Genomic DNA, 11,676 nt, shown 5'->3' on the forward strand with positions numbered 1-11,676 from the left:
TTTAATAAATTTCTCTCTTTTAATTTCTATTGTCTGTGATTCATCCACAGCTGGTTAAATTTTGTGCAAAGGGTTCTTTAGGAAGGGCGAAGTCCCTATACTTGCCGCCAAAGCTCCAAAACCCTTTCAACAAACAATTCCTGATTACCTACATAAGCAGGCACGAGGTGCGTGGTGGATTTCCCTTCCCGTTTTGAAGTGATCGTCATCGGCGGCGGTCATGCCGGTACCGAGGCAGCACTGGCGTCAGCACGCATGGGTGTAAAAACCCTGTTGCTGACGCATAACGTGGAAACCCTCGGGGCCATGAGTTGCAACCCCGCCATTGGTGGGATCGGCAAAAGCCATCTGGTCAAGGAAATCGACGCCCTTGGTGGTGTGATGGCCGAGGCTACCGACAAGGGTGGTATTCAATTTCGCGTGCTCAACAGCCGCAAAGGCCCGGCCGTGCGTGCCACTCGGGCCCAGGCAGACCGCATCCTGTACAAAGCCGCGGTCCGTGAAACCCTGGAAAACCAGCCCAACCTGTGGATATTTCAACAAGCCGCCGATGACTTGATCGTCGACCAGGACGTGGTTCGCGGTGTAGTTACCCAAATGGGCCTGCGTTTCTTCGCAGAATCCGTGGTGTTGACCACCGGTACGTTCCTCGGCGGACTTATCCACATCGGCATGCAGAACTACTCGGGTGGCCGCGCCGGTGATCCGCCGTCGATTGCCCTGGCAAAACGCCTGCGCGAACTGCCGCTGCGCGTCGGTCGCCTGAAAACCGGGACCCCGCCGCGTATCGACGGGCGTTCCGTGGATTTCTCGGTGATGACCGAACAAGCTGGCGATACTCCGATCCCGGTGATGTCGTTCATGGGTTCCAAGGAGCAGCACCCCAAACAGGTGAGCTGCTGGATTACCCATACCAATGCGCGCACTCACGAAATCATTGCCGCGAACCTCGATCGTTCGCCGATGTACTCCGGAGTGATCGAAGGTATTGGCCCGCGTTACTGCCCGTCTATCGAAGACAAGATCCACCGCTTTGCCGACAAGGAAAGCCACCAGGTCTTCATCGAGCCCGAAGGCTTGACCACCCACGAGCTGTACCCGAACGGGATTTCCACTTCCCTGCCGTTCGATGTACAAATCCAGATCGTGCAATCGATTCGCGGCATGGAAAACGCACACATCGTCCGTCCGGGCTACGCCATCGAATACGACTACTTCGACCCGCGTGACCTGAAGTACAGCCTGGAAACCAAGGTTATCGGCGGTCTGTTCTTCGCCGGGCAAATCAACGGCACCACCGGCTACGAAGAAGCCGGCGCCCAGGGTTTGCTGGCCGGGACCAACGCCGCGTTGCGCGCGCAGGGCAAAGACAGCTGGTGCCCGCGTCGCGATGAAGCATATATCGGCGTGTTGGTCGACGACCTGATTACCCTGGGAACCCAGGAACCGTATCGGATGTTCACTTCCCGAGCGGAATACCGCCTGATCCTGCGGGAAGACAACGCCGACCTGCGCCTGACCGAAAAAGGCCGTGAACTGGGGCTGGTCGACGATGCGCGCTGGGCGGCTTTCTGCAAAAAACGCGAAAGCATCGAGCTTGAAGAGCAGCGCCTGAAAGGTACCTGGGTTCGCCCCGGGACCGAGCAGGGCGACGCGATTGCGGAAAAATTCGGCACGCCGCTGACTCATGAATACAACCTGCTGAACCTGCTGTCCCGTCCGGAAATCGACTACGCCGGTCTGGTCGAAGTGACCGGCGGCGGCGCCGATGATCCACAGGTCGCCGAGCAGGTCGAAATCAAGACCAAGTACGCCGGTTACATTGACCGCCAGCAGGACGAGATCGCTCGTCTGCGCGCCAGTGAAGACACCAGGCTACCTGTGGATATCGACTACACCGGTATTTCCGGATTGTCGAAAGAAATCCAAAGCAAGCTGGGGATAACTCGCCCCGAGACCCTCGGCCAGGCTTCACGCATCCCCGGCGTCACCCCGGCAGCCATTTCGCTGTTGATGATTCATTTGAAAAAACGCGGCGCGGGCCGTCAGTTGGAGCAAAGCGCTTGAGTTCGTTGGTCACCACGCAACACGCCGAAGAGTTATCCACAGGTGCGCGCCAATTGGGCGTGGACTTGACCGAGGCCCAGCACGATTTGCTGCTGGGTTACCTGGCCCTGTTGATCAAATGGAACAAGGCTTACAACCTGACGGCCGTGCGTGATCCCGACGAAATGGTTTCCCGTCACTTGCTCGACAGTCTGAGCGTGATGCCGTTTATCGAAAACGGTCGTTGGCTCGATGTCGGCAGTGGTGGCGGTATGCCTGGCATCCCACTGGCTATCCTGTTTCCCGCGTCGCAAGTGACCTGCCTGGACAGCAACGGCAAGAAAACCCGCTTCCTGACCCAGGTCAAGCTCGAACTCAAGCTGGATAACCTGCACGTTATCCACAGTCGCGTCGAAGCCTTCACGCCTGAGTTGCCCTTCAACGGAATTGTTTCCCGGGCGTTCAGCAGCATGGAGAACTTCAGCAACTGGACCCGTCACCTGGGCGACCGCGACACCCGCTGGCTGGCAATGAAGGGCGTCCATCCAAGCGATGAGCTGTTAGCATTGCCGGCAGACTTCCACCTCGATAGCGAACACGCCTTGGCCGTACCCGGTTGCCAAGGCCAACGCCATCTGCTGATACTGCGCCGCACGGCATGATTGGGAACACAAGCAAGAATGGCTAAGGTATTCGCGATAGCGAACCAGAAAGGTGGCGTGGGCAAAACCACCACCTGCATCAACCTCGCAGCATCCCTGGTCGCCACCAAGCGTCGGGTGCTGTTGATCGATCTCGATCCACAGGGCAATGCCACCATGGGTAGCGGTGTGGATAAACACGGCTTGGAAAACTCGGTCTACGACTTGCTGATTGGCGAGTGCGACCTGGGACAGGCCATGCACTACTCCGAGCATGGCGGTTATCAACTGCTGCCGGCCAACCGCGATTTGACCGCGGCGGAAGTGGTGCTGCTGGAAATGCAGATGAAGGAAAGCCGTCTGCGCAGCGCGTTGGCACCGATCCGCGAGAACTACGACTACATTTTGATCGACTGCCCACCGTCGCTGTCGATGCTCACGCTTAACGCATTGGTGGCTGCCGATGGGGTGATTATCCCCATGCAGTGCGAGTACTACGCGCTGGAAGGGTTGAGCGACCTTGTGGATAACATCAAGCGTATCGCCGAGCTGCTCAACCCGAACCTGCAGATCGAAGGCCTGCTGCGGACCATGTTCGACCCGCGCCTGAGCCTGATGAATGATGTGTCGGCGCAGCTCAAGGAACACTTTGGCGACCAGCTGTACGACACCGTGATTCCACGCAACATCCGCCTGGCCGAAGCGCCAAGCTATGGCATGCCCGCGCTGGCGTACGACAAATCATCCCGTGGTGCCATTGCCTACCTGGCATTGGCCGGCGAGATGGTTCGTCGTCAACGCCGCAACTCACGCACCGCTGCAGCCCAGCCAACTTAAGGAATCCCCATGGCCGTCAAGAAACGAGGTCTCGGACGTGGACTGGATGCACTGCTGAGTGGTCCGACCGTCACATCGCTTGAAGAACAAGCGGTGCAGGCTGACGAACGCGAGCTGCAGCACCTGCCCCTGGACCTGATCCAGCGCGGCAAATACCAGCCACGCCGGGACATGGACCCCCAGGCGCTGGAGGAACTGGCCAATTCGATCAAGGCCCAGGGCGTGATGCAGCCGATTGTGGTGCGCCCGATCGGCGGCGGCCGCTTTGAAATCATCGCCGGTGAACGCCGCTGGCGCGCCAGCCAGCAGGCGGGCAAGGACACCATCCCTGCGATGGTGCGCGATGTACCGGATGAAACCGCCATCGCCATGGCGTTGATCGAGAATATCCAGCGTGAAGACCTCAATCCGATCGAGGAAGCGATCGCCTTGCAGCGTTTGCAGCAGGAATTCCAGCTGACCCAGCAACAAGTGGCCGAGGCCGTGGGTAAATCCCGTGTCACCGTGTCCAACTTGCTGCGCCTGATCGCGCTGCCGGAAGTCATCAAGACCATGTTGTCCCATGGCGACCTCGAGATGGGCCACGCCCGTGCTTTGCTCGGTTTGCCGGAAAATCAACAGGTTGAAGGGGCGCGACACGTTGTCGCACGAGGGCTCACCGTTCGTCAGACCGAGGCCCTGGTTCGCCAGTGGCTCAGCGGCAAACCTGCACCGGTCGAAACGGCCAAACCTGATCCGGATATCGCGCGTCTCGAGCAACGCCTGGCCGAGCGCCTGGGCTCTGCGGTACAAATTCGCCACGGCAAGAAAGGCAAAGGGCAATTGGTCATCGGATATAACTCCCTTGATGAGCTTCAGGGCGTCCTTGCCCACATCCGCTGAAACATTTGCTTATGTAGCGCGTGATCGGAAATCACTACCCGGCAGTTGAATAGGGGCAGAACCGCCCCTATACTCTGCGCGCATTTTGTCGGCACAAATTATGCCAAGTTATTGATTTCCGGCAGCCGACTATTGAGGAGCAAGAGTGATGGAAACCCGCACGCCAAACACGTTGCCCTTCCATCGCTTGGCTGTTTTTCCGGTTTTATTGGCTCAATTTGTCATCTTGCTGATCGCCGCATTGGCGCTTTGGTACTGGCATGGAGTCGTAGCCGGATATTCAGGACTTTGCGGAGGCCTGATAGCCTTGCTGCCCAATATGTATTTTGCTCACAGGGCCTTTCGGTTTTCCGGCGCCCGAGCAGCCCAGGCTATCGTCCGGTCTTTTTATGCCGGCGAGGCGGGGAAACTGATTTTGACGGCAGTGCTGTTTGCACTGACCTTTGCAGGTGTGAAGCCATTGGCGCCGCTGGCTGTATTCGGCGTCTTCGTGTTGACCCAACTGGTCAGCTGGTTCGCTCCCCTGCTGATGAAAACAAGACTTTCGAAACCTTAGGGCGTTTGAGGCAACCATGGCAGAAACAACCGCTTCGGGCTATATCCAGCACCACTTGCAGAACCTGACCTTCGGTCAGCTTCCCAACGGCGGCTGGGGCTTTGCCCACTCCGCAGCAGAAGCCAAAGAAATGGGCTTCTGGGCTTTCCACCTGGATACTCTGGGCTGGTCGGTCGCTTTGGGTCTGATCTTCGTCCTGATTTTCCGCATGGCGGCAAAGAAGGCGACTTCCGGTCAACCAGGTGCTTTGCAGAACTTCGTTGAAGTACTGGTCGAATTCGTCGATGGCAGCGTGAAAGACAGCTTCCATGGCCGTAGCCCGGTGATTGCACCGCTGGCACTGACCATCTTCGTCTGGGTGTTCCTGATGAACGCCGTCGACCTGATCCCGGTTGACTGGATTCCTCAGTTGGCCATGGCGATTTCCGGCGACCCGCACATTCCATTCCGTGCCGTATCGACCACTGACCCGAACGCTACCCTGGGCATGGCCCTGTCGGTATTTGCGTTGATCATTTTCTACAGCATCAAGATCAAGGGCATCGGCGGCTTCATCGGCGAACTGACCCTGCACCCGTTCGGCAGCAAGAACATCTTCGTTCAAGCCCTGCTGATCCCGGTGAACTTCCTGCTGGAATTCGTCACCCTGATCGCCAAGCCGATCTCCCTGGCCCTGCGACTGTTCGGCAACATGTATGCCGGCGAGCTGGTGTTCATTCTGATCGCTGTGATGTTCGGCAGCGGCCTGCTCTGGCTTAGCGGCCTGGGCATTGTTCTGCAGTGGGCGTGGGCTGTGTTCCACATCCTGATCATCACCCTGCAGGCCTTCATCTTCATGATGCTGACCATCGTCTACCTGTCGATGGCGCACGAAGAGAACCATTAAGGCCAGTCTCGACTAGTCTGATGTCCTTCCCGGTGAAACGGGAAGGTGGCCCACCAGGGCTATGAAACGATTTGTTTTACCGCTTTAAAATCTAAAAAACCTAAACCATACGACGTAAAAGTCGGGAGGAAAGATGGAAACTGTAGTTGGTCTAACCGCTATCGCTGTTGCACTGTTGATCGGCCTGGGCGCCCTGGGTACTGCCATTGGTTTCGGCCTGCTGGGCGGCAAGTTCCTGGAAGGCGCAGCGCGTCAGCCAGAAATGGTTCCAATGCTGCAAGTTAAAATGTTCATCGTTGCCGGCCTGCTCGACGCCGTGACCATGATCGGCGTTGGTATCGCTCTGTTCTTCACCTTCGCGAACCCCTTCGTTGGTCAACTCGCCGGTTAATCACTCGTTTTTCGAGTGATTGGTGTGTTGTGCAACGAATGAGCGAGGTATTGGCGTGAACATTAATGCAACCATTATTGGTCAGTCCTTAGCGTTCTTGATTTTTGTCGTTTTCTGCATGAAGTTCGTATGGCCTCCGGTCATCGCGGCTTTGCACGAACGTCAAAAGAAGATCGCGGATGGACTGGACGCTGCCGCACGAGCAGCTCGCGACCTGGAGTTGGCCCAAGATAAAGCGGGTCAGCAACTGCGCGAAGCGAAAGCTCAAGCAGCCGAAATCATTGAGCAAGCCAAGAAACGCGGTAACCAGATTGTTGAAGAGGCTGTTGAAAAAGCCCGTATCGACGCTGACCGTGTGAAGGTTCAGGCTCAAGCCGAGATCGAGCAGGAACTGAACGGTGTCAAAGATGCGCTGCGTGCCCAACTGGGTGCTCTGGCCGTCGGCGGTGCTGAGAAGATCCTGGGTGCCACAATTGATCAAAACGCGCACGCGGAGCTGGTTAACAAACTGGCTGCTGAAATTTAAGCGAGGGCGATCATGGCAGAATTGACCACGTTGGCCCGACCTTACGCTAAGGCAGCCTTCGAGCACGCCCAGGCCCACCAGCAGCTGGCCTCTTGGTCAGCCATGCTCGGCCTGGCTGCAGCAGTGTCGCAAGACGGCACCATGCAGCGCGTGCTCAAGGCCCCGCGACTGACGAGCGCAGACAAGGCCGCCACTTTTATTGAAGTGTGCGGCGACAAGTTTGATGTGAAAGTGCAGAACTTCATCAATGTCATCGCCGAAAACGACCGTCTCCTGCTTTTGCCGGAGATTGCCGCTCTGTTCGACCTGTACAAGGCCGAGCAAGAGAAATCGGTAGACGTTGAAGTGACCAGTGCTTTTGCATTGAACCAAGAACAGCAAGACAAACTCGCCAAGGTTCTCAGTGCACGACTCGACCGGGAAGTGCGCCTGCAAGTTGCGGAAGACCCATCCCTTATTGGGGGTGTTGTCATTCGCGCCGGCGACCTGGTTATCGATGGCTCGATTCGCGGCAAACTCGCGAATCTTGCCGAAGCATTGAAATCTTGAGTTTGAAGGGGCAGCAGAGCAATGCAGCAACTCAATCCTTCCGAAATAAGTGAAATTATCAAGGGCCGCATCGACAAGCTCGATGTGACCTCCCAAGCCCGTAACGAAGGCACTGTCGTCAGCGTATCTGACGGCATCGTGCGGATTCACGGTCTGGCCGACGTTATGTACGGCGAGATGATCGAGTTTCCGGGCGGCGTCTACGGTATGGCCCTCAACCTGGAGCAAGACTCCGTAGGTGCCGTTGTATTGGGCGCGTACACCAGTCTGGCTGAAGGCATGAGCGCCAAGTGCACTGGCCGCATCCTGGAGGTTCCGGTTGGTAAGGAATTGCTGGGTCGCGTTGTCGACGCACTGGGTAACCCTGTTGACGGTAAAGGTCCACTGGGCAACACCGAGACCGACGCGGTCGAGAAAGTTGCTCCAGGCGTGATCTGGCGTAAGTCGGTAGACCAGCCTGTACAGACTGGCTACAAGGCTGTCGATGCCATGATCCCAGTCGGCCGTGGCCAGCGTGAGCTGATCATCGGTGACCGTCAGATCGGTAAAACCGCTCTGGCGATCGACGCGATCATCAACCAGAAGAACAGCGGCATTTTCTGCGTCTACGTAGCAATCGGTCAGAAGCAATCGACCATCGCCAACGTGGTTCGCAAGCTGGAAGAAAACGGCGCCCTGGCCAACACGATCATCGTGGCTGCCAGTGCTTCGGAATCTCCTGCGCTGCAATTCCTGGCACCGTACTCCGGTTGCACCATGGGTGAATTCTTCCGCGACCGCGGTGAAGACGCGCTGATCGTTTATGACGATCTGTCCAAGCAAGCAGTGGCTTACCGCCAGATTTCCCTGCTGCTGCGCCGTCCACCAGGCCGTGAAGCCTACCCAGGCGACGTGTTCTATCTCCACTCCCGTCTGCTGGAGCGTGCATCCCGCGTTTCGGAAGAGTACGTAGAGAAGTTCACCAACGGCGCAGTGACCGGCAAAACCGGTTCCCTGACCGCACTGCCGATCATCGAAACCCAGGCTGGCGACGTTTCCGCGTTCGTTCCGACCAACGTGATTTCCATCACCGACGGTCAGATCTTCCTGGAATCGGCCATGTTCAACTCGGGCATCCGCCCTGCAGTGAACGCCGGTGTTTCGGTATCCCGTGTGGGTGGTGCCGCTCAGACCAAGATCATCAAGAAGCTCTCCGGTGGTATCCGTACCGCTCTGGCTCAGTACCGTGAACTGGCGGCATTCGCCCAGTTCGCTTCTGACCTGGACGAAGCGACCCGTAAGCAACTTGAGCATGGTCAGCGCGTTACCGAGCTGATGAAGCAGAAGCAATACGCCCCAATGTCGATCGCTGACATGGCGTTGTCGCTGTATGCCGCTGAGCGTGGGTTCCTGACCGACGTTGAAATCGCCAAGGTCGGCAGCTTTGAACAAGCGCTGATTGCTTACTTCAACCGCGATCACGCCGAATTGATGGCGAAGATCAACGTGAAGGGTGACTTCAATGACGATATCGACGCTGGCATGAAAGCCGGTATCGAGAAGTTCAAGGCCACCCAAACCTGGTAAGCCGCAGCGGGAGCCGCAAGGCTCCCGCTTGCTAACCTGATAGGTGTTACATGGCAGGCGCAAAAGAGATTCGCAGTAAGATTGCGAGCATCAAAAGCACGCAAAAAATTACCAGCGCCATGGAAAAAGTGGCGGTCAGCAAAATGCGCAAGGCACAAATGCGCATGGCTGCTAGCCGTCCTTATGCGGAGCGTATCCGCCAGGTAATTGGGCATCTGGCCAACGCCAACCCGGAATACCGCCACCCCTTCATGATCGAGCGCGCCGTCAAGCGTGTGGGTTATGTGGTAGTGAGCAGTGACCGTGGTTTGTGCGGTGGTTTGAATACCAACCTGTTCAAGGCCCTGGTCAAGGACATGGCGGTAAACCGCGAAAACGGCGTCGAGATCGATCTGTGTGTTGTTGGTAGCAAGGGTGCGGCCTTTTTCCGCAACTTCGGCGGTAACGTCGTTGCAGCTATCAGCCACCTGGGTGAAGAGCCGTCGATCAATGATTTGATCGGCAGTGTGAAGGTGATGCTGGATGCATACCTGGAAGGCCGGATCGACCGCCTCTCCGTGGTATCCAACAAGTTCATCAACACCATGACCCAGCAGCCAACCGTGGAGCAATTGATTCCACTGGTGGCGACTCCGGATCAGGAACTCAAGCACCACTGGGACTACCTCTACGAACCAGATGCCAAAGAGCTGCTTGACGGCTTGATGGTGCGCTACGTGGAGTCGCAGGTGTACCAGGCGGTGGTCGAGAACAACGCAGCTGAACAAGCGGCGCGGATGATCGCGATGAAAAACGCTACCGATAACGCCGGTGATCTGATCAGCGATTTGCAGCTGATCTACAACAAGGCGCGTCAGGCTGCGATCACCCAAGAGATCTCGGAAATCGTCGGCGGCGCTGCCGCGGTTTAACGGTTCAAATATTCAGAGGATCCAGCTATGAGTAGCGGACGTATCGTTCAAATCATCGGCGCCGTTATCGACGTGGAATTTCCACGCGACAGCGTACCGAGCATCTACAACGCGCTGAAAGTACAAGGCGCGGAAACTACTCTGGAAGTTCAGCAGCAGCTGGGCGACGGCGTAGTTCGTACCATTGCGATGGGTTCCACCGAAGGCTTGAAGCGCGGTCTGGACGTTATCGACTCCGGCGCTGCCATCTCCGTACCGGTCGGTAAAGCGACCCTGGGCCGGATCATGGACGTACTGGGCAACCCGATTGACGAAGCTGGCCCGATCGACACCGAAGAGCGCTGGGGCATTCACCGTCCAGCACCTTCGTTCGCGGAACAAGCTGGCGGCAACGACCTGCTGGAAACCGGCATCAAGGTTATCGACCTGGTTTGCCCGTTCGCCAAGGGCGGTAAAGTCGGTCTGTTCGGTGGTGCCGGTGTAGGCAAGACCGTAAACATGATGGAACTGATCCGTAACATCGCCATCGAGCACAGCGGTTATTCCGTGTTCGCCGGTGTGGGTGAGCGTACTCGTGAGGGTAACGACTTCTACCACGAGATGAAGGACTCCAACGTTCTGGACAAAGTGGCACTGGTCTACGGTCAGATGAACGAGCCGCCGGGAAACCGTCTGCGCGTAGCACTGACTGGCCTGACCATGGCCGAGAAGTTCCGTGACGAAGGTAACGACGTTCTGCTGTTCGTCGACAACATCTACCGTTACACCCTGGCCGGTACTGAAGTATCCGCACTGCTGGGCCGTATGCCTTCCGCAGTAGGTTACCAGCCGACCCTGGCTGAAGAGATGGGCGTTCTGCAGGAACGTATCACTTCGACCAAGGAAGGTTCGATCACTTCGATCCAAGCGGTATACGTACCTGCGGATGACTTGACCGACCCATCGCCTGCGACCACCTTCGCCCACTTGGACGCCACCGTCGTTCTGTCCCGTGACATCGCCTCCCTGGGTATCTACCCAGCGGTCGATCCACTCGACTCGACTTCGCGCCAGCTGGACCCGAACGTGATCGGCCAGGAGCACTACGACACCGCTCGCGGCGTTCAGTACGTGCTGCAGCGTTACAAAGAACTGAAGGACATCATTGCGATCCTGGGTATGGACGAGCTGTCGGAAGCCGACAAGCAGTTGGTAAACCGTGCTCGTAAGATCCAGCGCTTCTTGTCGCAGCCGTTCTTCGTGGCTGAAGTCTTCACCGGTGCTTCGGGTAAATACGTTTCCCTGAAAGACACCATTGCTGGCTTCAAAGGCATCCTCAACGGTGACTACGACCACCTGCCAGAACAAGCGTTCTACATGGTCGGCGGCATCGAAGAAGCGATCGAGAAAGCCAAGAAACTGTAATCCAGGCGCCCGGAAACGGGCGCTCATCAGGTTGAGGCAATCAGATGGCTATGACAGTCCATTGCGATATCGTCAGCGCGGAAGGGGAAATCTTCTCCGGTCTGGTAGAAATGGTGATTGCACACGGCGAACTCGGTGACCTGGGTATTGCCATGGGCCACGCGCCATTGATCACCAGCTTGAAGCCAGGTCCGATCACTCTGACCAAGCAAGGCGGGGAAAAGGAGGTGTTCTACATCTCCGGTGGTTTCCTTGAGGTTCAGCCGAACATGGTCAAGGTACTTGCCGACACCGTGCAACGTGCTGGCGACCTGGATGAAGCCTCCGCTCAGGAAGCCGTCAAGGCTGCCGAGAAGGCCCTGAACGAAAAGGGTGCGGACTTCGACTACAGCGCTGCTGCTGTACGTCTGGCCGAGGCTGCAGCTCAGCTGCGCACGCTCCAGCAAATCCGCAAGAAGTAAGCGGCGAAACCGTGATGCTT

13 protein-coding genes are annotated in these 11,676 nt (G+C 57.2%); all 13 read left to right on the top strand.

Features of this window, described 5'->3' with window-relative positions; all coding sequences use genetic code 11:
- Nucleotides 1–174 precede the first annotated feature (174 nt).
- The 13 genes from mnmG to BM416_RS11475 all read left to right on the top strand — a co-directional run bounded on the left by mnmG (nt 175) and on the right by BM416_RS11475 (nt 11,656).
- Nucleotides 175–2,067: a tRNA uridine-5-carboxymethylaminomethyl(34) synthesis enzyme MnmG gene (mnmG, locus tag BM416_RS11415; protein WP_092488136.1), complete on the top strand. Its 1,893-nt coding sequence runs from the start codon at nt 175–177 to the stop codon at nt 2,065–2,067.
- Nucleotides 2,064–2,708: a 16S rRNA (guanine(527)-N(7))-methyltransferase RsmG gene (gene rsmG, locus BM416_RS11420; RefSeq protein ID WP_092488137.1), complete on the top strand. Its 645-nt coding sequence runs from the start codon at nt 2,064–2,066 to the stop codon at nt 2,706–2,708. Before mnmG ends, rsmG begins: the two co-directional genes overlap by 4 nt.
- Nucleotides 2,709–2,726: 18 nt before the next feature.
- Complete coding sequence (locus BM416_RS11425; protein WP_092488138.1) at nt 2,727–3,524, top strand: ParA family protein; 798 nt, start codon at nt 2,727–2,729, stop codon at nt 3,522–3,524.
- 9 nt (nt 3,525–3,533) lie between these two features.
- A complete protein-coding gene (locus tag BM416_RS11430; protein ID WP_015886650.1) occupies nt 3,534–4,406 on the top strand; it encodes a ParB/RepB/Spo0J family partition protein in 873 nt (290 codons plus the stop codon).
- 148 nt (nt 4,407–4,554) lie between these two features.
- Nucleotides 4,555–4,962 carry a F0F1 ATP synthase subunit I gene (locus BM416_RS11435; protein ID WP_010565865.1) on the top strand — a complete coding sequence of 136 codons (408 nt, stop codon included), beginning with the start codon at nt 4,555–4,557 and terminating at the stop codon, nt 4,960–4,962.
- 16 nt (nt 4,963–4,978) lie between these two features.
- Complete coding sequence (gene atpB, locus BM416_RS11440; RefSeq protein WP_017736231.1) at nt 4,979–5,848, top strand: F0F1 ATP synthase subunit A; 870 nt, start codon at nt 4,979–4,981, stop codon at nt 5,846–5,848.
- A 133-nt stretch (nt 5,849–5,981) separates the two neighbouring features.
- Entirely contained in the window at nt 5,982–6,239 is a 258-nt protein-coding gene (gene atpE / locus BM416_RS11445; protein WP_002555987.1) for a F0F1 ATP synthase subunit C, read from the top strand.
- A gap of 55 nt (nt 6,240–6,294) precedes the next feature.
- Complete coding sequence (locus BM416_RS11450; protein ID WP_008439543.1) at nt 6,295–6,765, top strand: F0F1 ATP synthase subunit B; 471 nt, start codon at nt 6,295–6,297, stop codon at nt 6,763–6,765.
- Between the two features lie 12 nt (nt 6,766–6,777).
- Nucleotides 6,778–7,314 carry a F0F1 ATP synthase subunit delta gene (locus BM416_RS11455; RefSeq protein ID WP_027608176.1) on the top strand — a complete coding sequence of 179 codons (537 nt, stop codon included), beginning with the start codon at nt 6,778–6,780 and terminating at the stop codon, nt 7,312–7,314.
- Nucleotides 7,315–7,335: 21 nt separating this feature from the next.
- Nucleotides 7,336–8,880 carry a F0F1 ATP synthase subunit alpha gene (gene atpA / locus BM416_RS11460; protein WP_003177064.1) on the top strand — a complete coding sequence of 515 codons (1,545 nt, stop codon included), beginning with the start codon at nt 7,336–7,338 and terminating at the stop codon, nt 8,878–8,880.
- A gap of 50 nt (nt 8,881–8,930) precedes the next feature.
- Nucleotides 8,931–9,791: a F0F1 ATP synthase subunit gamma gene (gene atpG / locus BM416_RS11465; RefSeq protein ID WP_003195829.1), complete on the top strand. Its 861-nt coding sequence runs from the start codon at nt 8,931–8,933 to the stop codon at nt 9,789–9,791.
- 27 nt (nt 9,792–9,818) lie between these two features.
- Nucleotides 9,819–11,195, top strand: coding sequence for a F0F1 ATP synthase subunit beta (atpD, locus tag BM416_RS11470; protein ID WP_003177062.1), 1,377 nt, complete (start codon nt 9,819–9,821; stop codon nt 11,193–11,195).
- A gap of 44 nt (nt 11,196–11,239) precedes the next feature.
- Complete coding sequence (locus tag BM416_RS11475; protein ID WP_003177061.1) at nt 11,240–11,656, top strand: F0F1 ATP synthase subunit epsilon; 417 nt, start codon at nt 11,240–11,242, stop codon at nt 11,654–11,656.
- The last annotated feature ends 20 nt before the right edge of the window (nt 11,657–11,676 follow it).

The sequence above is a fragment of the Pseudomonas sp. NFACC42-2 genome (genome assembly GCF_900116055.1).
GTDB lineage: Bacteria > Pseudomonadota > Gammaproteobacteria > Pseudomonadales > Pseudomonadaceae > Aquipseudomonas > Aquipseudomonas marginalis.